The following is a 21320-nucleotide window of genomic DNA, read 5'->3' as shown; positions in this document are numbered from 1 at the left end:
AGGAGCGAGAGCGCGCTGGGGCGGTCCCGCATGCCAGCCGCCCGTCACGGGAGTCGGCTGTCCAAGTGGGCGAGGAGGGCATGGATGTCATCGGCGTCCATGCCCAGACCCGTGGTTTCCTCCTCTTGGAGATCGCCGAGTTGGCGAACCGCAGGATCGTCGAGCACGCTGCCCAGGAAGTGCAGCTTCTTTTCGAGACGCATGGCGACGACTTCGTCGATCGTTCCCCGGGCAGCTAGGACGGTCACACGTGTCTCGGTGCCTGGAGGCAGTCCGAGCCGATGAATGCGGTCAAGGCTCTGGAGGAAGCGGCCAGCCATGAAGTCACGATCCACGTACACGGCGTCATGGCAAACCTGGTGAAGGCTGATGCCTTCACCCAGGGTCGCGGGATTGGAGATGAGGACCATGCATGACGGGTCCTCACGGAAGCGGCTGAGCTCAGCTTCCCGCCCCTGGGTCGAGGTGGCGCCGTAAACGGAAGCCGGGGCATGTGGTGCTAGTAGCTCCTCTAGGGTTTTCTGGCTTCGGATGAATCCAGTCCAGACCAGTGTCTTACGGCCAGCCCGCGCGTTCCTTGCGACGATCCGAACGGTTTCCGCGTATTTGGGCGAGAGTTCATGCTGAGGAAGCCGTTGGAGCAGCGTATGCAACGAGTCGCCGTCGGAGACGTCGAGCGCTGGCAACTGAAAGGCGAGCGGGTCGTAGGGACGGTCGCCCGGGGCCAGCAGAGCCGGGCTGATCGCAGCCATCAGCACGCGCATCGCTGCCTTGCCGAGAGAGGCCAGGTCTCCCCGGCGAGTGGACGGATCCCCCTTGAGCGCGTTGTACAACTCACGGTGCAGTGGGGGAAGTTCGACGTAGCGGACTAGGGGTTCAAATGGAGGAAGACCCAGTTCCTTCTTCGTTGTCCGAGTGAACAGCGGACGTAGAGCCTGGCTTGCGTAAGCGAGATCGCCGCCGCTGACAGCTTCGAGGACAAGCTGCTTGCCGCGTCCTGGCCAAACGAAAGAGAGCAGGCTTTCCAGATCCCGGGCGCCATTGGGGGCCGGCGTCCCAGTGAGAATGAGGCGCCGTCGGGCCAGCGGCCCAAGCGATAGGCAGGCAGAGCCGTAGGCACCGCGGGCTCCGAGCTTCATACGGTGCGCTTCGTCGAGCACAAGCATCGCCGGTGCCATGCGCAGCCACTCCGCAAGACGGCTGACAGCCCCGGACAACCGCTCGTAGTTGACCAAGACGACATCAGCCTCGGGGTCGAGGGATCCGTTTTCCATTACGGAAGTCAGCAAGGGTTCCTTGAGGCAGGTGTCCCCCTCGAATTGCCATGATTCGTACGCTGATTTGGGGCAGACGACGAGAAGACGCCGGACTTCACCTCGCTCACGCAGGGCGCTGAAAACTGCCAGTGCCGTGCGGGTCTTTCCGGCTCCTGGGACGCTGAAATTCGCGCCGTGGCCCAGGGACAACAGCTCCCCGATATCCCGCAGCTGGAATGAAGTGAGGTCGGCCTGCCACGCTGTGCCTAGCAGGGCATGGACGTTCTCTGGCACGAGCGGGTCTTGCCGGGCGTCGGCAGGCGGTGAGCTGAGCCGGGCTTGGACGGTCTCGGAGTCGTCGAGAACACCGCTGACCAGGCTGGCCAGCTCAGGCTCCCACTCGACATCCGCGTGCGACCAGTCCGCAAGCTCACCAATGGAGGACAGGAAACTGTCCAGATCGGCATCCGACGTCAGCGGACCCCGCTGGCCACCTGGAGTCACCCGCGTGGCCAGCATTCCAAACTCTCCTTCCAAGCCTGGCCGGGCACGGAGCACCGCACGTGTCCTCGTGACGTCGAAGGTGATGCGGAGAGAGGGAAGGCCAGAGTGGGTCATCGCTGGCTTCCCACGGCTTCACGCAGCCACGACAGGCCCTCGCCCGGGAGCTGGATACTCTTTGAGGCCTCGGCCGACACCTTGGTCAGTGCCTGCCTGAGCGCGACGAGGGTGTCATCGAATGCGCCCTCGTCCAGGCTGTTGTTGCCCCGCGCTAGCACCAGGTCTGTGGCGCACTGCTGAAGTTCCTCAATTGCTGCGTTGACACGGTCGGGGGCCGCAAGCCGCTTCTTCCGGTCACGCATCGCCTTGTAAGCGGCGTGGATCGACTCCTCGAAGGCTTCTCTCAGCACAGACACGGAGCTGTTGGCTTCAGTGAGCTCTTCAACGGTCGCTGAGGTCGCGGACTTCTGTGTGGCCTTTGCCCTGAGGAGCCTGTCAGTCAGGGCCCGGGCTACTGCTGTTTCGGAACTCGGTGCCGGCACGGAGCGATTAAGACCAGGGATGGAGACGGCCTTCGGAGGCTCCGGGGCCGCAGTGTGGGGCCCTTCAGGCAGGCGACGTTCCAGGTGTTCCTCCCGGAAGTCAGTGCGGATGTTGCGAATGTCGGTTTTGGCGAAATCGAGGACAATGGCCGCCAGCCGGTATTCAAGAAGTGTGTCGGCCTTCTCCTTATTCTTGGCCTTTTCCTTGATATAGGTCCGGTACAGCTCGGCGAAGCTTTCCTTAGCGTCCTCGAAGTCCATGAGGCGCAGTTTGATCCGGCCGTGCTCGCTCCGCTTCACGAGGTCGCGCAACTGCCCAAGAACCCATGTGTCCCGGTCCAGTGCCGGCGTTGTAGTGTGAAACAGCTTGGCGATGGCGGCGAGGGGGAGTCCGAGGTGGATCTGCTCCTCGATGGCCATCAGTTGGTTGATATAGGAGTATTCGCGTCGTCGGTCCGGCCTGAGCTGCAACGACAGTTCGACTGAGCGGATATCGTCCCAGGTGCAGCTGGCCGGCAGTACACCCACGCGGATGGACTGGACACCCAGTTCCTTGAGAGCGGCCCGGCGGGTGTTGCCGTTGACGAGAACACCCTCACGTGAGATGAGTCCCGGCTCGTTCTGACGGTGTTCGCGAAGGCTCTCCTTCAGCTTGTCGAAATCCGGGTCGCGCTGGTGCGGGTCGGACGGCGTTGCTGTCAGCAGGTGATGCAGGTAGCTCTGGCCGGCGTCTGACCAGTGATCTTTCGTCAGTTCCTCTTCCTGCACCGGGTCGTGGGCGCGTTGCGCACTGACCCTGTGCGTTGCGGGGTTGTAGTAGAGCCGGTCTACCGGCATGTCGATGACCTCGACGTGGATAGGGCGGCCCCGGAACTCCACGCGGAGTGTTTCGGGCACCGCGTCACCGGCACGCGCATCCTGGAGCCGCTGTTCGACCAGGGTGCGGTTCTCGTCCGCGATCGGGGGGACGCCGAAGTCCGTCGGCATTGGTACCTCTCGTAGCTGGAGTGTCCTGCGGGGACTGATGGTGGCGAACGTCGGTAAGCGGCCCGCTGGCGCCTAGTTCAGGCCGTCACGAAAGGCGTCGCGTGCCTCAGTCGGCAGTGCTCGGTACTTCGCCCAGACGTCTTCGACGGAGCTGAACGTCCGGGCGTCCTGCTTGATCCAGGTCTTCAGGATGTCGAGTTCGAATGAAGGCAGCGACACAGCCTCGGAGAGCAATGCCGGCACGTCGTATGTGGAACCGATGCCGCCGACGCGGCAACGATTGCACTCGACGACGTACTGGAGTGCCTTCGTGCCGTCCGGCAGTAGGACTTCACGCTTGGCCACATCGAGCTGAGCTGTGACCTCTGAGTCGGCGTACGCGTCCCCCGGGGTGGCACCGCACGAACTGCACTTGTGGTTGTAGGCGGCCAGCAGCTCCCGCCGCTGGTTCACCGTGATCGCGCTCCTGGGCCTTGTGCCGCGGCCCGGCTCCCAGACGGGCTCGCCGCGCTGTACATAGCGCTGTTCGTTGGCGTCGAGGTCGATGTCCTCGCGCTTGGTGTCGATCTTCCACCCGAAATCGCGGAGATCCCGCATGCGGCGGTCGATCTGTGACACCTCCGGGAAGGCTTCGCGCAGCTCCGTCTTGGTGAAGATTTCTCCTTCACCGACCACCTGGACGAGCCACAGCGCGGCGCGCTTCATCGTGCCTAGTTTGCTGTCCTGCCATGAAGGCAAGGCCGTGCTCATCTGCCACCTCGCAAAGCCTGAGTGGGCCAGCCCGACTGCATGTCAGGACGGTTGATGCCTGACGGTGGCCCGCTAGACACAACGGAACGCCAAGCCTGTCTGAAACGGAAGTGATGGAGTGTCCAGATGAGTATCCGGACATAGCTGAGGCGCCCGTTGGGGATGGGCGGCGGCACACTGTTGTTTTTCCGTGTGGTGAGGACAGAAGGAGCTGGCGTGCCGCGACCGGGTCACTTCAAGGAACTGGATGCCGAAATTCCGGATGAGAGAAAGGCCCTCGCTAGAGCGTTACGTGACCTGATGGCGGTGGTCGGACTGTCGCTGAGGCAGACGCATGAGGCGCTGGAGGGGCGCAAACGCGGATGCGACGCTTCAGCGAGCGCACTCTCCGATCTGCTCAACGCACGCATAAGTAAGCCCAAACGAAAGGTGATCCGCGCGCTCTACGACCTGGCGGAGGTCGCCGCGCGGACGAAGGACGTCTCCATGCCGGTCACGTGGGAGGAACTTGAAAACCTCCGGCTGAAGGCAGGTGAGCCGCCGGCGCTTCTGTGTGCGAGTTGCCAGGCGTCCGTGTTGCCGGTCCCCTCAGCGCAGGGGGACCGGCAACACGGGCAAGGACAATGGCCCACGGCGGTGGCCCTGTTGGACATGAGGCTGACCAGAAAGGCTGAGGATGTTGCCGGCATTCTGCGGCACGTTGGCATGGCGGCTGACCCGTCAGAGGTGGCTCACGCCGTGGCTGCGTGCAGGGCGCGCGGGCTGCGTGCCGAGGCGGACGTGATACTCCGGTACGCGCAGACCGGGCGCGACGGGCGGCAACTGGCTCAGATCGCCTATGAGTTTATGAGGATCGAGGACAACAGCATGGCCCGGCGAGTACTCAAGATGTCTCTTGCTCGGTAGGGGCGTCCAACGTGCTGCCGGGCGAGGCCTGGCGTCTGGATATCACCGCCTGACAGATCGCCTCGCTGCATTCTTCCGCTGCCTCGTGCTCCCAGAAGCGCAAGACTAGCCAGCCAGCTGCCCGTAGGCGCTCATCCGTATCGCGGTCGCGGGCCATGTTCCGGGCCACTTTGCCGGACCAGTAGCCGGGGTTGGTCTTCGGCGGAACGTAATGCTCGGGGCAGCCGTGCCAGTAGCAGCCATCGATGAAGACGGCTACCTTCGCCGGCCGGAAGACCATGTCGGCGGTGCGGCGAAGGTCTGAGAGTGGGCGAGTTGCCACTCGATACCGCAGTCCTTGGGCGTGAACCAGCCTGCGGACAAGGCGCTCCGGAGTGGTGTCCCGGCTTCGGATCGCCTGCATATTGCGACGGCGCGCGGCGGACGACGCCCACGAGCCCTCCGGCGGCACCCAGGCGGCCTGTGACGGATCTGGTTCTGGGGTGGGAGTAGTCATATGTGGTGAGTTACCAGCCGGACAGTGTTGGCAGCAGGGTTCCATAAGGGAGGAGACGACCCTGTTCGATGATCTCGCTGAGATCGTCCTTTTGCTGGCGGCTGCCAACGGCGGATACCGCAGCCTTCAGGGCATCGAAGGCGATGTGGTAGATGGCATCGGCTTCTCCCGTTCCTCGCGCGATTGAGGCGATCCGGCTTGGCATGGGCTCCGCGGTCACCACTACCAGATGGGGGAGCCGACCGCGCCGGTGCCTGATCATTTGAAGAAACTCGTGGCGCACATTTTGTACGCGATCTGACCTTATTGTCCACTTGCAGGATACCGCGGCATGCAGAAGCGGTCGGGGCGCGGCCTCTGCTGCGGGACGGGTGACACCCACAGTGACATCGGGCTTGATTAGGTAATCGCGACCCAGATCAACACGGAGAGTGGCGTTCTTGCGTACCGCTTCGGCAACCCTGTCCAAGTGCTCGTACTGTGCGAAGTCGGCCACGGTCTTCTTATGGTCAACGTGCCAAGCGCGTTCTGGGGACAAATGGGGTAGCGCGGTTCTCAGGTGATCACAGACTGCGTGTTCCAGCGCAGGGCCAAGGCTGTCGGGGGTGTCAGGAAGTACGACATCGGATTCCACCCCCAGCGTCTCAAGAACATGCCTCGCGAGCAGCTTTGACGCATTACTGTCGGAGTCCGCGTTGTTGGGGACGAGATGCCCGGTCTTCTCCAGCCTTTTCCACCCGAGGAGGCTAGTGGCGAACGGTGCGTTCATCATCAGTCCCCTCTGGTGTGTGAAGGCAGGGCCGGGGCGGGCACAACGGGGTCATCTGGCTGCGCGAGGACCCATTGGTTCCCGTCTAGGGAGACTAGTAGGGCATCCCCGTGACGAGGTCTTGCGGGGACCACCCGGGCGCTGACGAATTCGCCTTCGTCTGGGAGGGGGAGACCGAGCCGGCCGGCGATCTCGCGATGGCTGGCGTAGTCCCCCATGATGAGGATGCCCTCCGCCCTCAGTGCCGATCGGCTGCCGCCGTTGCCGCGGACGCGCTTCATGTAGTCCTTCTGCTGGGCAACCGTGCGCACTACGTTGCGGCCGATGCGTCGTTTCTGGGCGCGCCGGAAGAGCTCGTTCAGGCGGCGCTGCCCCGAGCCCGCTGTGAACACGGCGTCACGGTCCGCAGGATCCATATGGAGGAGCACGTTTTCTGGGAGTTTTTCGTCGCGCCACAGCCACGAGATCTTGTCCCGGTGGTCCGCTTTGATCGTGAGCTTGAGATCACGGTTGTTCCCGGTGTTCAGCCACTCATTGCGTATCCGGACGAGGCCGACACTCCAGAGGGACTTGTAGTCGTCCGCCCAAGCCAGCAGGCAGAGGTGGCCCACCGCCTCCGGTGGAATCATCCAGCCGCCGAACTGCTGGGAGTACTTGCAGTCCACGTCGACGCCGGCGATCTGGTAGTCCATAGCGTCGCCGTCCGTGAACCTGAACTCACGCTGCAAATTGATCTCTACCAGCGTTCCCGCGTGAGTCTTCTCGGTCTTGAAGAGCGTTTTCCAGTCGTAGCGTCCGGTTGCCTCTCCGTTCAGTAGCTGGTCGATGGTGTCACGAAGCACCCTGGCGAACCGTCGGCCCGCAGGGTCGAGCGCCTTGATGTGCTCGCAGACCTTGTCGAGTTCAGGGTCCATCCCGACCGCGGCATGCCGTAGCGCGACCGAAGTAGCGGCCTTGATGTCGGCCTCTTCGAAGGGAAGCATGCTCTCCTCGTCAGTCAGTCAGTCGTTACGTGCAGAGCCAAAGCGCCTCAGAACGCGTTGACGATAGCCGCATCTGGACGAGAGGAGTCCCTAGTCCGGAAGCGCACGAGCTGCTGTTTCGTGTCGATGGCCGCCTTCGGCGGAATCACGGTGAACGCCATGATGACCCGGTCGGTTGCCGCAGTACCCGTCGCGGCAACTGCCTTCACCTCATCGTCCTGGGCGGCTTCCACGACGGGATACAGGAGGACTACGCCTCGAGTTGCTCCGAGCACGGGGGAGCTGCCGACAGCGGAGGCTGAGTCTGGCTGGTTGATCAACTGCTGCGCGTACAAACGATGCTCCAGGCCCGAAATACGGCCGAAGGACAGCTTTCCGGACTGTCGGCTTCGGCGGAACAGGGAGAAGGGGCCCAGGCCCAGCACCGCGGCTTCGATCCGGTTGCGCTGTGTGCGCTGCGGAGCGATGACAAGCCAGTCGTCGACCTTGGCCAGGCGTCCGTCGAGCTGGGACAGGTACGTCAGGTGCGGGGCGAGCACGTTGCCGTCCTCCCACTCCAGCGAGCTGAGGATGGAAAGGAGCTGGGCGTGCGAGATGACCGTGGTAGCCGCCTGGAAGCTACGAGACAGAGGCGAAGTGGCATCCGGCTGCAGCAGGCATGTTGCTGGGGTGCCGCTGACTGCCGCGAGTACGGATTTCCAGCGCTCGGTGTTCCGCGCCGTCATCTGGGCGTCCTGCGGGTACGCCGCCGGTTCGATCGGCGTGCCGGGCGACCGCACCTCCACCAGTTCCGCATTGAACATCTTGTTCCTGGCCGACGGCTTCACCCACGGCAGATGCTGGGCCACCAGTGGCGGGATCTGGGCGGGAGTGACCTGCGGCCGGCCGTCCACCAAGGGGGCGTAGCGAGCCAGTTCGGCGCGGAAGAGTTCCTCGTCGCGGCAGATCGCCTCGAAAGCCTCGTACAGGTCGACCGTCTTGGCGTTGCGGCCCCGGCCCAGTGACTCCTCGCGGCCGATGTACAGCCGTACCAGGTCCCGGTATCCAGGCCGGAAGCCAAACCAGCGGCCCATCTGCATCAGGGTGTCCGCCTGCTGCGTCGTGCGGCGGTAGTACGTGATCGTCAGGCCCTCGACCGTGAAGCCACGGGAAAGCTTGGTGCCGCCGACGAGGATCTTCCAGACGTTCGGGGTGCGGTCGAAGTCGAGGTCGGGCTGGGCGTAGTCGCGCTCGCTCTCGCCATTGATGACCATGACGGGGCTGCCGCCCTGGTTGATGAGGCGACGGGCCTGAGAAACGTACGGTTTGAGGTCCACGTACGTCGCGGGAGTGGGCAGAGAGCCGTCCACGTGTGTGTGGAAGTCCTTGCCGAAGAGGGTCGCCAGACGTGTGTGGCCCTCCGGGCCCGTGTACGCGGCGTTGTCCCACATGGTGTTGATGCGCAGGGCGAGCGCGGCGTGTTCGGCCATGCGGACTGATTCGTGCACGAGCATCGTGTGGTGCCGGAACGGGCCGGAGGGGACGCCGTGCTCCGCGCGGTAGAGCTTCAGAGCGCCCGTGAGCACGAAGGCGTCCAGGGCTTCCTGGAGGCGGTCGCCCGTGGAGTCGTAGATGCCTCGGACATGTGTCTTCTCGGCATCGCCTTCGTCGTCGACATCGTCCAGGTCATGGAAGTCCTGTACTCCCATGTAGTCGGCGGGGCGGGGAAGAGAGATCAGGAAGTCGCGCGGGAAGAGGTCCTCCTCGTCGCCCGGGTCGATGAACACGTTGGCGAAGGGAGTCGCGGTGTAGCCGACGTACTGGGCGCGAGGAAGGAGCTTGAGGAGCTTGCTGATCTGGCCGTTGATCGCGGTGCGGGTGACCTTGCCGTCCTCCCACTTCTTTGGGTCGGTCGTGTTCACCGAGGCCTGGTCGGACTCGTCGTCGATGATCAGGGCCGGTATCTCGCCGAGGATCGGGCCCATCTTCTTGAGGTCGTTGACCAGTGTCTCCAGCACCGACTTGTTCTTCTTCACGACCATGACGCGGGCGCGGGCCGCATGGAGGTTCGCCGGGTCATGCAGGGGGCGGGTGCGGTCCGGCTTCTCGAACTCCAGGGCACTGATACCGCGTTCCAGTGCCATGTAGTCACGGTCGCGAGAGGTGAGGCGCTCGATGTCGAACGCGCCGAGCACGGAGGGGCGGGCTCCGAACGAGACGAACTTCGCCGGCCAGTCCTCGTCGTCCTGATAGTCGATGCCGACCAGGGCGTCCGGGTCGTTCGGGTCTGCGGCGCCCAGGATGTTCTCCTGGCCGATCAGTTCCATGTCGAGGCGGCGCTGGGTCTGGCCGCGCAGCAGATTCAAGGTGCCGCCGAGGACGATCACCAGGCGGTAGCCCGCGTCGATCGCCTTGGCCGTGACACCGGTGAAGTTGGCGGTCTTGCCGGACTGTACGTAGCCGACGACGAGTCCGCGCGCGCCGTATGAGTCGTCACGGGTGGGGTCGGCAAGCCGCTCCACGACCGCATGGGCCGCCTCGTCCAGACCGGAGACCGCCGCGTCGCTCCAGCCCTTGCGGCGCAGCAGACGCTCGTACGACGCCCAGTAAAAGGAGCGGTTCGCCGCCTGCTCCCGGGTATACCAGGGCTGGAACTCGCGGCTGATGGTCACAGGACCTGGTGCCGTGTGGACCGGGACGGCAGCGTCGAACGTTTTGCGCAGGTCCACGCCGAACGCGAGCTTGTCATAGACCTCGGCGCGGCGTACCGGGGTACGCGGCGCGGTGACCGACCACGTGGGGGACTGTTCGAAGTCCCATGCGGTGAGTTTGCGGCGCCAGAGGGCGAGCAGCTCGTCGCCGGGTTCCGCCGCCAGGATGCGGTCGCGGAAGTGGGACATGTCCGTGTCCGCCGGTTCGTCGGCGTCTGCGAGCACGAAGGCGAGCTTGGCGAAGTGCTTCGGGCCGCGTCGGCTCATCGCGTCGAGGACCTCGCCGTGGAGGTCGGTGAGGTGGTCGGGCGCGGGCGTCTTCTCTGCGGTCACGGCGGCTGGGTGGCCTCTCTGGTGTACGGGAAGTTGAGCAGGAGAGGGGTGGACTAACCCTCGTCGCGGGCGAGTTCGGCCCGTACCGCGGCGACTAGCACGCTGTTCCACAAGGCGACCTTGTCGGTCTGGTTGGCCCAGACCCGCTCCTTCTGGAAGATCTCATTGAGCATCAGGTAGAGAAGACTCTTGAGGACCGGGGCGTCGTTGGAGCCGCCGCGCCGACCGCCGTTGAAGGCGTGCCGGTAGTCCTTGTTGAGGATGACCAGGCGCTCTTTGTGGTCGATCGCGAAGAGCCGTTCGGCGGAGTCGATGCCGGGCGGCACATCGAGCTTGGCCCAGGTGAAGGCGATGGGGTCGTCGCCCTCCAGCTGCGGCAGTTCGTCCCGCAGCGTTCGCTTCAGCTTCGGATCGATGCCCTTGCCAGGCGGGATGACCGCCATGCGCTTGACCTCGGTACGCCGCTTGGCGGCTTCGCGGTAGGTCGCCTCGGCCTCGTGGACGTACTCGGCGAAGGTATGGCCGGTCGTTCTGTCGGCCGCCTTCTCAAGCCCTCGGGCGAACGCCGGTGTGACCTGGACGCCGTCCTTTTTGACGGTCAGAGCGAACACGTCGTTGGGCTCGGGCGGCAGGTCCACGGCGATCCGGGCGAGAACGAGGTGGCCCTCCGGGCTGCGCGTGTCGTTCCAGCCACCGGCTTGGACGAGTCGGTCGTTGCGGTAGAGGTAGAAGCCCTGGCGCTCGGCGAGCGGGCCGATGCCCCGGTAGGCGACGAGCGGCGATTTGGGCGGCCAGATGTGCGCGGTGAGCGCGACATCGCCGGCGCCCTCGACGGGGGCGACGTACGTACGGGGAAAGCCGGCGCGGCCCGGAACACGGTAGCCGAAGGGGTCGATGGGCTCCACGCCCCGGTGGTCCAGCTCCTCCCGGGTGTGGACGTCCTCGACGACGATGTCGACGTGGAATCCCTCGCGGGAGAGGAAACGGTGGAGATAGAGGCCGAGGTGAGTCTCGAGCCGTTCGATCGCGTCATTCAGGTATCGGTCGGTCTGCCCGGCCGTGATGGTCTCGAACGCGCGGACCTGGTCCCAGCGCACAATCGTGCCGTGCCAGCCTATGACGCCGTCGTAACGGTCGACCAGGTTCTGGCAGTACGTCGCATCGACGATGTCGCAGGTGAAGTCGGCCTGCGCGCGGGCGGTGAGCCAGCGGCGGCCGGCCGACGCGCTGCGCTTGGTCCTGCTGATCAAAGTGAGCGCGTCTGCGTGCGACAGCGAGGCAGCCTTCAGCCCGGCGCCGAAGTGCCCGAGGGCGCCTGTGGCGTACCCCTCGCGTCCGCCAACAATCATCGCCGTGTCCAGGCCCGCATCGTCCAGGCCGTGGCCGTCGTCGATGACGAGCAAGCCGACGAGGCGGTCTCGGCCTCCACGCTCACCGGTGTCCCGCAGAAAACTCACGACGACGTTGTGGGCTCCTGCGTCGATCGAGTTGTCGATCAGGTCGGCAATGGCAGCCTCGAAACCGTATCCCTGGTGCGCGAGTGATTCGAACGACCTGGCCGCCGGAGGGAGCCGCTTGCTTCCGCTGGTGGGTACGTCGAACTGCCATTCCGAGGACGGCTGGTAGGGCGGCATGCTGGTGTCCCTCGTGGGCCGGGACATGCCCGAGATGCGTGCAGGCATGCCAATTCAGCTGGTCGCATGTGACGTTAGCGCGTGCAAGTTGTGGAGGAACAGTGGGAGCCGAAGGAATGAGGCTTCCATTCTGCAACGCGGTCTAGGGAACGAACCCGACGCTGCCGCCGACGTCAGGCGTTCGGGGCTCCGTGGCATGTCGCATAGGTGCTGCCCGACCCACACCAGCAAACCGCCCCCCGCTGCGGCGGCCAAACCACCGCCCGCCCCCGTGCCGCCAGCGTCGTCGCATACTGCGGCAGCAGTGCCGCGTCCTCCGGGGACGCGCCCTCCGAGGCGGCGAACGCCTCGTAGGACGGGACAGTCCCCGTCACGATCCCGAGGTTCGGAGTCCCCGAAGAGGCCAGCTCGCGCAGGGACGCCTCTATGGTCGCCAGGTGCTCCTCATGGGAGGGGTACTCCAGCGCCAGCGACGGGTACGCCGACACGAGTTCCGTCAGTTCGCCTGCCGGCCAGTGCAGGACCGCTACCGGGAACGGGCGGGACAGGGCCTCGCGGTAGGTGCCGAGTTCTGCTCGCAGCCTTGAGATCTCCGCCGCCAGCTCCGCCGGGTTGTCCGAGCCCAGGGACCAGACGCGCTTGGGGTCGTGGAGTTCGTCCAGGGAGACGGGGGAGGTGTGGAGGGTGTCCGCCAGGACGTCCCAGTCGTCGTGGCCGACGCCCAGCATGCGGCGGACCCGGTGGCGGCCGAACAGGAGGGGATGCGTCGAGTACGGGGGCTGCACGTCCTCCGTGAGGAGCAGCTCTACCGCCTCCGTGAACGTCTCCTGCGCCGCCTCCAGCTCGTCGTGCGCCTCCAGTGCCTCCGCCACGATCACCCACGGGGCCGCCTCGCGCGGGGACGCTGCGCGGACGCCCTCGATGATCGCCCTGGCCTCGGCCTCGTGGCCGTACTCCCAGAGGTTCGAGGCTTTCAGGGCTCGTACGAGAAAGGGGTACTCCAAGCCGTCCGGTGACGACAGCAGACGGTCGTAGAGGGTGCTCGCGGCGGGGCGGTCGCCGGCGAGTTCCAGGTGGGCCGCGGCCTGCAGGAGCAGGGCTTCGGCGTCCTCGGGATACAGGCCGGCGGTCCGCTCCAGGCGTGCCGCTTCGGCGGTGTGGTCGACGTTCTCGGCAGGCGTGTCGGGGCGCATGCATGACACCGTACTGCCGGGCCGTGACAAAGGGAGAGGTATCCCCAGGCCAGCAGGCGGATCAGCGGCTCGTGGATCGGCGGAGTGGGTTCCGGCACGTCCGGCTCGTACCGGCACGTCCCGCTCGTACCGGCTCGTACCGCCTACGTCTCGCACGTTCCCTCCCGAGGCTCCGGGGCTCCGTAGTCCCGGAGCCCCGGAGGTGTGAACGGCCGTTCTAGATCGTCACCCCGTCGATCTGCAGCGTCTGCACCGCCTTCGCCGCGAACGGCACCGCCACCGACTTCCCGCTCAGCCGTGTGTCCGAGTACGCCCTGTACTTGTCGCCGCCCGTCGTGACCGTGTTCCAGCGCGGGACCAGGCCGCCCGAGCCGCCCGTCACCGTGGTGAAGCGGGAGAGGTCGAAGGTGAGGGTCTGGGCGGACGTGGAGGTGTTCACCGCCACGATCACCAGGCGCTTCGCGGCCGCGTCGTAGGCCGCCGCCGCGTAGCCCACACCCGTGTCGATGATCCGCATCCCGGGACGGATGTGGCGGCTGAACTGCGCCATGACGTAGTACTTCGTCTGGACCGTCGTCGGCTGGAGCGTGTTCTGGTCGTACGCGATCATCGCCCAGCCCGCCGTCGGGTCCATCACCTGCCAGTAGACCCACGCCGTCGGGTGCAGCCAACGGAAGTCGAGGCAGAGGTTCGACGCCATGGTGAGGCCCGTGCCGTCGCTGTCGCCCGTCTCCGAGTTCCAGAGCTTCTTGCCGGATGTTGTCACGACGTCCGTGTAGAGGAGATCCCTACGGCCGCCCGAGCCCTGGTAGCCGTGCACGTTGACCTGGCTGACCAGCCCCTTGGTGGTGGAGTTGAAGGCGGCCCAGGTGGAGCGGGCGGTGTCGTAGTTCGTCTCGTCGGACGCGGTGATGCGCAGGCCGGTGAGGCCGCGCTTGTCGAGTTCGCTGCGCATGTAGGGGAGTACCGCGGCCTGGACCGCGGGGTCCATGTGGCAGCCCTCCTGGGTGCCGGTGGCGGTCCACCAGGACGCGGCCGGCTCGTTGAAGGGGTCGACGGTCGCGAAGTTCACGCCCCAGTTCGACTTCGCGCGCAGGGCCACGGCCGCCAGGTGGGAGGCGTGCTGGCGGTAGTTCCAGGTCTGGAGGTTGTTGCCGCCGCCCGTCGCGCCCGACGGGTTGTGGTTGGCGCACATCCACCACATCGGGGAGTTCGCGAAGAGCTCGGACACGGCGCCTCGCTGCGTCGCCTTCACCAGCATCGCCCGCTGGTTCGCGTCCGCCGACCAGTTCCACGCCGAGGACGCCGGGTCCTCGTTGTTCCAGTCCTGCCAGAAGCCCTCGATCTGCTTGAAGGCGGGGATGTTGGGCGACTCCACCATCGTCTCGCCGCCGACGCTGTTCCAGCTGGACGCGCCCAGGTTGTAGCGGGCGATGTTCATGCCGAGGCCGGGGAGCGTCGTCCCGTTGTACGACACCGACTTGGTGGTGAAGAAGGCGTCGGCGAAGTCGTCCCGGGCACCGAACACGTTGGCCCACCAGGCCAGGGAGGTGCCCCAGCCCTCCCACGTGCCGTACGAGGTGCCGGGGTTGACGGCGATGGTGGCGTCCGCGCGTGCGGTACCGGTCGCCAGGGCGCTGCCGAGGAGCGTCCCGCCCGCGGCTGTGAGCAGTGTTCTGCGTCGGATCATGGCTTCTCCGATTCGATCGACGACCGGTCCCTGAACCGGAGTCGTGGCCTGTCCCCGTTCGTGCCACGAGGAAGCATCGGGTGTGGCGTGTGGGGTTGTACAGGGATGTGACAGCCCTTTTCGAAACCTGTAGAGGAAGGCGTGCGAGGTACCGAACACGCGGCTGCGATCAGCGGTCCGGCACCAGTGGCCTGCTGCCGGCGGTCGGCGGCCCGCGATCAGCTCGTCTCCGGGCGGGCCGGACGGGCCACCCCCACGCCGAGCCCGATCAGGTATAACCAAGGGCAGGACAAACTGACGTACACGTACCGGCCGACGCACGAGAGGAGGGCCCGCCCCATGATCCGCAATCTGGCGAATCTGCGTCCCGCCGCCCTCCTGCTGATCCTCTTCCTCGACGTCGTGATGCTCGATGCCGGCAGCCTCTCCGCGACCGTCGCGCTCGCCGCGACCGCCGCGGCCGGTTCCGCGTTCGCCGCCTGCTCGCTCCTCGCCTCCCGCTCCGCGCTCGCCGTGCCGCCCACCCGGGTGCGTACGGCCATCCGCGACCGCGCCCGCCGTACGGCGTTCCTGACGCAACGCGACCCCGACGCGAAGGGGCGCACACGGCCCCGAGCGCCGGGGCGCGCCCTCCTGACGACCGTCGCGTAGGGCATCAGCCGCACCCCCCACACTCCACCGCCGCCCCGCGCGGGTCGTCATGCCGTCGTTCATCACCCGGCACGACGAGACCCTCGGAGGGCTCACCCATGTCCGTTTTCGCCGATCTGGTCCGGCATCTCGCCGACCTGCTCCAGCCGCTGTTCGGCGCGACCGCGGCGGCCGCCGCGATCGTCCTGTTCACCGCGTTCGTACGACTCCTCGTGCATCCCCTGTCCCGGGCCGCCGCGCGGGGACAGAAGGCCCGGGCCGCGCTCCAGCCGAAGGTCGCGGAGCTCAGGAAGAAGCACGGGAAGGACTCCGCGAAGCTCCAGAAGGCCGTGATGGAGCTGCACGCCGAGGAGAAGGTGTCGCCGCTGTCGGGCTGCATGCCGAGCCTGTTCCAGATGCCCGCGTTCTTCCTCCTCTACCACCTGTTCTCCAACACGCGGATCGGCGGACAGGCGAACGGACTCCTCTCGCACCAGCTGTTCGCCGCCCCCCTCGGCGACCGCTGGGCGGACGCGCTCGGCGACGGCGGGGCGTTCGGGGCCGCCGGGCTCGTCTACGTCGGGCTGTTCGTGTTCGTCGCCGTGGTGGCCGTGTTCAACTACCGCCGTACGAAGCGGATGATGGCCGCGAATCCGGCGATTCCGGTGGGAGGCGGCGAGCAGGTGCCCGGGGTGGGTGCGATGACCAAGGTCATGCCGTTCATGTCCTTCTTCACGCTCTTCACCGTGGCGGTGGTGCCGCTGGCCGCCGCGCTGTACGTGGTGACCAGCACGACGTGGAGTGCGGTGGAGCGGGCGGTGCTCTACCGCTGAGCCCGCGCCGAGTCCGCGCCGAGTCCGCGCCGAGTCCTGGGGTTGGAGGCCACCGGTCCAGTCCGTGAACCGGGTATTGCGGACTGGACGCCGACCTTGGACGATCGACCAGTCATCCGATGGCTGCACCCGTCGGTCGACGTGCCCGCGATCGAGGGAGATTGTGACCATGAAGCTGCTGCGAGTCGGTACGGCGGGATCGGAGCGGCCCGCGCTGCTCGACGCCGAGGGAACCCTGCGGGATCTGTCCGGCGTCGTACCGGACATCGACGGACCGCTGCTCGCCGACGACGCCGCGCTCGGCCGGATCCGCGCCGCCGTCGACGCGGGTTCGCTGCCCGCGCTGGACGCCACCGGGCTGCGGGTCGGACCGCCGCTCGCACGGATCGGCAAGATCGTGTGCATCGGGCTGAACTACCACGACCACGCGCGGGAGACGGGGGCCGAGCCGCCCGCCGAGCCCGTGATCTTCTTCAAGGCCGCGGACACGGTGGTCGGGCCGTACGACACGGTTCTGGTCCCTCGCGGGTCGGTGAAGACCGACTGGGAGGTCGAGCTGGCGGTCGTCATCGGGCGTACGGCTCGGTATGCGGAGTCCACGGAGGAGGCGCTCGGGTGTGTCGCCGGGTACGCGGTGGCGCACGACGTGTCCGAGCGGGAGTTCCAGATCGAGCGGGGCGGGACCTGGGACAAGGGGAAGAACTGCGAGACGTTCAACCCCCTGGGGCCGTGGCTGGTGACGGCGGACGAGGTGGCCGATCCGCAGGATCTGTCGCTGAAGCTGTGGGTCAACGGGGAGCTGAAGCAGGACGGCACGACGGCCGAGCAGATCTTCCCCGTCGGGGAAGTGGTGCGGTACGTCAGCCAGTTCATGACCCTGTATCCCGGTGACGTGATCAACACGGGGACGCCGTCGGGGGTTGCGCTCGGTGCGCCCGAGCCGAAGCCGTTCCTTCGGGCCGGTGACGTGGTGGAGCTGGAGATCGCGGGGCTCGGCCGGCAGCGGCAGGAGTTCAAGGACGCCTAGCGCTCCGCGGGGGGAGCCGGGGAACTGCGGGTGCGCTGTCGGCTGCGCGTTGCCGGTGGCTGGTCGCGCAGTTCCCCGCGCCCCTTCAGGCCAGCAGGTCCCCGAGCCGACGCCAAGCTGCCCTCGGCAGAACGTCCCTCGGCTCGCCGTCCACCACCTGCAACGCCACATGGTCCGCGCCCGCTTCGTGGAACGCGTCGATGCGGGCGCGGACCGTCGTCTCGTCGCCCCACGCGAACAGCGCGTCGACCAGACGGTCGCTGCCGCCGTTCGCGAGGTCGTCCTCGGTGAAGCCGTGGCGCAGGAAGTTGTTCGTGTAGTTCGGGAGGGTGAGGTACATGGCGAGAAACTCCCGGGCCAGCGTGCGGGCGCGAGTCGGGTCCGTCTCCAGGACGACCGCCAGTTCGGGGGCCAGGAGCGGGGCCTCGCCGAGGATCTCGCGGGCGTAGGCGGTGTGCTCGGGGGTGACCAGGTACGGGATCGAGCCGGCCGCCCGGTCGCGGGACAGTTCCAGCGTCTTCGGGCCGAGGGCGGCCAGGAGGCGACGGCCCGCCGGTACGGCCGCCTCGTCCAGGGCGTCGACGTAGGCGACCAGGGCCGAGTACGGGCGGCGGTACTGGTCCGTGGCCTTGGCGTGGCTGACGCCGAGGCCCAGGACGAAGCGGCCGGGGTGGGCGGCCTCCAGATCGGCGAAGCTCGCGGCGCTGTCGGCGGCCCCGTGCTCCCAGATGCTCTGGATGCTGGTGCCGACCGTGAGCGTCGAGGTGGCTTCCAGGAGCGGGGCGGCGTTGCGTGCGGAACTGTTGCCGCCCAGCCACACCGCGCCGAACCCGAGCTGCTCCAACTCGGCTGCGGCCTCGGCGAGTTCCCCGCGCCGGTCCGGGTCCTCCGAGCGCAGGCCGACGCTCCAGACGCCGTACCGTCCGATGGATTCCTTCAGCGCGTGGCTCATGGGGTGGCCCCTCCAGTCGGTGCGTGTGTCGTACAGCGATGCCAACCGGAGGGTGCCCCGAGATCTTCCCGCAGTGCCCGGTCGCTGCTCGACCGGCCGGTGTTCGACGGATCACTGCTCCGCCGATCACTGCCGACCGGTCACTGCTCCACCGATCACTGCCGACCGGTCACTGCCGACCGGTCACTGCTCGACCGGTCACTGCTCGACCGGTCAGAGCCCCAGGAACTGCTCCAGCGCCTCCACGACGAACCGGTGGTCCTGCAACTGCGGCAGCCCCGAGACCGTCACCGCGCCGATCACGCCCACGCCCTCCACGGTGATCGGGAAGGAACCGCCGTGGGCCGCGTACTGGTCCGGGTCCAGGCGGGAGGACTCCTCGAACGTCGTGCCCTTGGCGCGGAAGCGGGCGCCCACCAGGTAGGAGGCCGAGCCGTAGCGCTCCACGACCCGGCGCTTGCGGGTGATCCAGGCGTCGTTGTCGGGGGCGGAGCCGGGCAGCGCCGCGTGGAAGAGCTGCTGGCCGGCGCGGTGGATGTCGACGGCGACGGGGGCCTGGCGTTCGCGGGCCAGGTCGACGATGAGGGAGCCCAGCGCCCACGCGTCGTCGTACGTGAACTGGCGGAAGACCAGACGGCGTTCCTGCGCCTCCAACTCCTCCAGGGGCGGGGTGAGCTCCGGGTGGAACTTCGGGGTGATCTCCTGGTTGTGCGACTGGTTGCGCGACTGATTGTGCGACTGGTTCTGCGTCACAGCGACACCGCCACTCCGTCACGGGCCGAACGGCGCGCCGCCTCCAGTACGTCGAGGGCGGCGGCCGCCTCCAGCGCGGTCACCGGGTTGGGACCGCCGTCGGCAAGGGCCCTGGCCACGGCCGCATAGTAGGCCGGGTAGTCGCCGGGAAGGGTCGGTTCGGCGCGGCCGCCGCCGGTCAGCGGGGACTCGCCGGCCCCGACCCGGCCCCACAGCGACTCGGGCTCCGCGCCCCACTCGCCGGTCCCGCCGGGGCGCCCGCCCTCCCGCAGGTCCGCCTCCTGCGGGTCGAGGCCGTACTTCACGTAGCCCGTCTTCGAGCCCAGCACCCGGAAGCGGGGGCCGAGTTGGGCGGTGGTCGCGGAGGCGTACAGGTGGGTGCGGACCCCGCTGCTGTGCGTGAGGGCGATGAACGTGTCGTCGTCCGTCTCCGCGCCCGGCCGGCGGAGGTCCGACTCGGCGTACACGGAGGCGGCGGGGCCGAAGAGGACCAGCGCCTGGTCGACGAGGTGGCTGCCGAGGTCGTAGAGCAGACCTCCGATCTCTGCCGGGTCGCCGGACTCCCGCCAGCCGCCCTTCAGTTGTGGCCGCCAGCGCTCGAAGCGGGACTCGAAGCGGTACACGTCCCCCAGCTCGCCCTCCGCCAGGAGCTTGCGCAGGGTCAGGAAGTCGTTGTCCCAGCGGCGGTTCTGGAAGACGGACAGGAGCAGGCCGCGCTCCTCGGCGAGGGCCGCCAGCTCGCGTGCCTCGGCGGCGGTGCCGGCGACGGGCTTGTCCACGACCACGGGCAGGCCGGCCTTCAGGGCGGCGGTGGCGAGCGGGACGTGCGTCTTGTTCGGGGACGCGATGACGACCAGGTCCAGCTCGGCGGCCCTGTCGAACAGCTCGTCCGGCGTGGCGGCGGGGCGCACGTCCGGGAACTCGGCGCGGGCCTGCTCCTGCCGCTCCGGGTTCGAGGTGACCACGGTGTCCAGGGCGAGGCCCTCGGTCGCGGCGATCAGCGGGGCGTGGAAGACGGAGCCGGCGAGGCCGTAGCCCACGAGGCCCACGCGGAGGGGGGTACCAGCAGTCTTGCGTCCAGTCATGACCTCCACTTTCACAACGCTGTTGCCAAAGTGCAAGCGCCGGGGACAATGGGAGCGTGAACAGGGCGAGGGGCGGCAATGACGCAGGGGTGGGCGGCGGCGCGGCAGGGGTGAACCTGCTCGCCCTGCGCAGCCACAACACCGCGCTGGTGCTCGACCTGCTGCGCACGGCCGGCACGGAGGGCATCAGCCGCCTCGAACTCGCCGAGCGGACGGGCTTGACCCCTCAGGCGGTCAGCAAGATCACGGCCCGGCTGCGGACGGAGGGCCTGGCAGCGGAGGCCGGGCGCCGGGCGTCGACGGGCGGGAAGCCGCGGACGGTACTGCGGCTCGTGCCGGGAGCGGGCCACGCGGTCGGAGCGCACCTGGACCGGGACGAGCTGCGTACGGTCCTGGTCGACCTGGACGGCACCGTGGTGGCCGAACGCCGGGCGCCGCTGGACCTGGGGGCGGGCGCGGATGCCGTGGTGGGGGCGGTGGCGCGGGAGGTCGAGGGGCTGGTGGGGGGCGGTGCCCCTGCTGCCCACCCCCTCGTCGATGTCACCACCCTCCTCGGTGTCGGGGTGGCCCTCCCCGGCCCCCTCGATCACGCCCGGGGCGTGCTGCACCGGGTCACCGGGTTTCCCGGGTGGGACGGCTTTCCACTGCGGGACGCGCTGGTACGGCGGCTCGGGGTGCCGGTCGTCGTCGACAAGGACACCAACGCGGCGGCGCTCGGACTGGCGGTGGCGGGCGAGGGCGGGGCGGGCGGGTCCTTCGCCTATCTCTACCTCGGTACGGGACTCGGCGCCGGGCTGGTGATCGGCGGGGCGGTGCACCGGGGGGCGCGGACCGGGGCGGGGGAGTTCGGACACCAGGTCATCCAGCTGGACGGGCCGCGCTGCGAGTGCGGGAACCGGGGCTGCGTCGAGACCCTGTGCCTGGGCGCGGTGGCTCGGGGCGAGGTCGAGAAGGCGGCGCGGGTACTGGGGGAGGGCGCCGCGAACCTCGTCGGTCTCCTGGACATCGACCTCGTCCTGCTCGGCGGCCGTACGGTCACCGCGGCGCCGGAGGCTTTCCTACGAGGGGTCGCGGCGGTTCTCGACGCGCGCGCGGGGCGTGCTGGTGCGGTACCGGTGCGGGTCGCCTCCGGCGGGGTCGCGGAAGGGGCGGCTCAGTTGCTGCTGGCGCCGTTGTTCGGGCGGGGGGACGGGTGACGCCGGTCCGTGCGTGCGGGTCGGCTGTGGCCGGGCGGGGCGGATCGCGCAGTCCGGCGCCGGCGGGGTGCCGCCCGCGCCCGCCCGTGTCGCCCCGGCGGCACGACTGCCCGC

The 21320-nt window shown here is 67.8% G+C and carries 18 protein-coding genes; 5 read left to right on the top strand and 13 right to left on the bottom strand.

The genetic code is table 11. The features are described 5' to 3' along the window. Positions 1-44 precede the first annotated feature (44 nt). The 3 genes from ACFWWR_RS32270 to ACFWWR_RS32260 all read right to left on the bottom strand — a co-directional run bounded on the left by ACFWWR_RS32270 (position 45) and on the right by ACFWWR_RS32260 (position 3991). Entirely contained in the window at positions 45-1874 is a 1830-nt protein-coding gene (locus tag ACFWWR_RS32270) for a DEAD/DEAH box helicase (RefSeq protein WP_384306934.1), read from the bottom strand. Next, positions 1871-3286, bottom strand: coding sequence for a ParB N-terminal domain-containing protein (locus ACFWWR_RS32265; protein ID WP_384306931.1), 1416 nt, complete (start codon positions 3284-3286; stop codon positions 1871-1873). The genes ACFWWR_RS32270 and ACFWWR_RS32265 overlap by 4 nt, the downstream gene beginning before the upstream one ends. A 72-nt stretch (positions 3287-3358) precedes the next feature. Beyond that, on the bottom strand, positions 3359-3991 hold the full coding sequence (locus ACFWWR_RS32260) for a hypothetical protein (RefSeq protein ID WP_384306928.1): 633 nt from the start codon (positions 3989-3991) through the stop codon (positions 3359-3361). Between the two features lie 261 nt (positions 3992-4252). On the opposite strand from ACFWWR_RS32260, the gene ACFWWR_RS32255 reads away from it, so the two are divergent. Then, positions 4253-4942, top strand: a complete 690-nt coding sequence (locus ACFWWR_RS32255) for a hypothetical protein (protein ID WP_384306926.1) — start codon at positions 4253-4255, stop codon at positions 4940-4942. Here the strand turns inward: ACFWWR_RS32255 and ACFWWR_RS32250 are convergent. The 7 genes from ACFWWR_RS32250 to ACFWWR_RS32220 all read right to left on the bottom strand — a co-directional run bounded on the left by ACFWWR_RS32250 (position 4920) and on the right by ACFWWR_RS32220 (position 14730). Further along, positions 4920-5438, bottom strand: coding sequence for a very short patch repair endonuclease (locus ACFWWR_RS32250; protein WP_384306923.1), 519 nt, complete (start codon positions 5436-5438; stop codon positions 4920-4922). The genes ACFWWR_RS32255 and ACFWWR_RS32250 overlap by 23 nt on opposite strands. 10 nt (positions 5439-5448) lie before the next feature. Then, complete coding sequence (locus ACFWWR_RS32245) at positions 5449-6210, bottom strand: NgoMIV family type II restriction endonuclease (protein ID WP_384306920.1); 762 nt, start codon at positions 6208-6210, stop codon at positions 5449-5451. Beyond that, entirely contained in the window at positions 6210-7190 is a 981-nt protein-coding gene (locus tag ACFWWR_RS32240) for a NaeI family type II restriction endonuclease (RefSeq protein WP_384306918.1), read from the bottom strand. The genes ACFWWR_RS32245 and ACFWWR_RS32240 overlap by 1 nt, the downstream gene beginning before the upstream one ends. A gap of 47 nt (positions 7191-7237) precedes the next feature. Further along, a complete protein-coding gene (locus ACFWWR_RS32235) occupies positions 7238-10147 on the bottom strand; it encodes a Z1 domain-containing protein (protein ID WP_384306971.1) in 2910 nt (969 codons plus the stop codon). Positions 10148-10266: 119 nt separating this feature from the next. Continuing rightward, entirely contained in the window at positions 10267-11847 is a 1581-nt protein-coding gene (locus ACFWWR_RS32230; protein ID WP_384306968.1) for an ATP-binding protein, read from the bottom strand. A 173-nt stretch (positions 11848-12020) separates the two neighbouring features. Continuing rightward, positions 12021-13040, bottom strand: a complete 1020-nt coding sequence (locus ACFWWR_RS32225; protein ID WP_384306916.1) for an SEC-C domain-containing protein — start codon at positions 13038-13040, stop codon at positions 12021-12023. A 217-nt stretch (positions 13041-13257) separates the two neighbouring features. Next, positions 13258-14730, bottom strand: a complete 1473-nt coding sequence (locus ACFWWR_RS32220) for a beta-1,6-galactanase (RefSeq protein WP_384306913.1) — start codon at positions 14728-14730, stop codon at positions 13258-13260. A gap of 339 nt (positions 14731-15069) precedes the next feature. On the opposite strand from ACFWWR_RS32220, the gene ACFWWR_RS32215 reads away from it, so the two are divergent. The 3 genes from ACFWWR_RS32215 to ACFWWR_RS32205 all read left to right on the top strand — a co-directional run bounded on the left by ACFWWR_RS32215 (position 15070) and on the right by ACFWWR_RS32205 (position 17220). Beyond that, positions 15070-15381, top strand: a complete 312-nt coding sequence (locus tag ACFWWR_RS32215) for a DUF6412 domain-containing protein (RefSeq protein WP_383859282.1) — start codon at positions 15070-15072, stop codon at positions 15379-15381. Between the two features lie 98 nt (positions 15382-15479). Beyond that, positions 15480-16193: a YidC/Oxa1 family membrane protein insertase gene (locus tag ACFWWR_RS32210; protein WP_383859279.1), complete on the top strand. Its 714-nt coding sequence runs from the start codon at positions 15480-15482 to the stop codon at positions 16191-16193. Positions 16194-16362: 169 nt separating this feature from the next. Next, complete coding sequence (locus ACFWWR_RS32205; protein ID WP_383859276.1) at positions 16363-17220, top strand: fumarylacetoacetate hydrolase family protein; 858 nt, start codon at positions 16363-16365, stop codon at positions 17218-17220. An 85-nt stretch (positions 17221-17305) separates the two neighbouring features. On the opposite strand, the gene ACFWWR_RS32200 is transcribed toward ACFWWR_RS32205, so the two are convergent. From ACFWWR_RS32200 to ACFWWR_RS32190, 3 genes are all read right to left on the bottom strand, one after another. After that, positions 17306-18172, bottom strand: a complete 867-nt coding sequence (locus ACFWWR_RS32200) for an LLM class F420-dependent oxidoreductase (RefSeq protein WP_383859273.1) — start codon at positions 18170-18172, stop codon at positions 17306-17308. Positions 18173-18385: 213 nt separating this feature from the next. Next, positions 18386-18925, bottom strand: a complete 540-nt coding sequence (locus ACFWWR_RS32195; protein WP_384306911.1) for a heme-degrading domain-containing protein — start codon at positions 18923-18925, stop codon at positions 18386-18388. Continuing rightward, positions 18922-20010: a Gfo/Idh/MocA family oxidoreductase gene (locus ACFWWR_RS32190; RefSeq protein WP_383859267.1), complete on the bottom strand. Its 1089-nt coding sequence runs from the start codon at positions 20008-20010 to the stop codon at positions 18922-18924. The genes ACFWWR_RS32195 and ACFWWR_RS32190 overlap by 4 nt, the downstream gene beginning before the upstream one ends. A 56-nt stretch (positions 20011-20066) precedes the next feature. Between ACFWWR_RS32190 and ACFWWR_RS32185 the strand changes: the two genes are divergently transcribed. After that, positions 20067-21206, top strand: a complete 1140-nt coding sequence (locus tag ACFWWR_RS32185) for an ROK family protein (RefSeq protein WP_383859264.1) — start codon at positions 20067-20069, stop codon at positions 21204-21206. The last annotated feature ends 114 nt before the right edge of the window (positions 21207-21320 follow it).

The organism is Streptomyces sp. NPDC058678 (assembly GCF_042714835.1).
Taxonomy (GTDB): Bacteria; Actinomycetota; Actinomycetes; order Streptomycetales; family Streptomycetaceae; genus Streptomyces.
The sequence above is the reverse complement of the archived record's forward strand: the minus strand, read 5'-3'. Positions and strand labels throughout refer to the sequence as shown.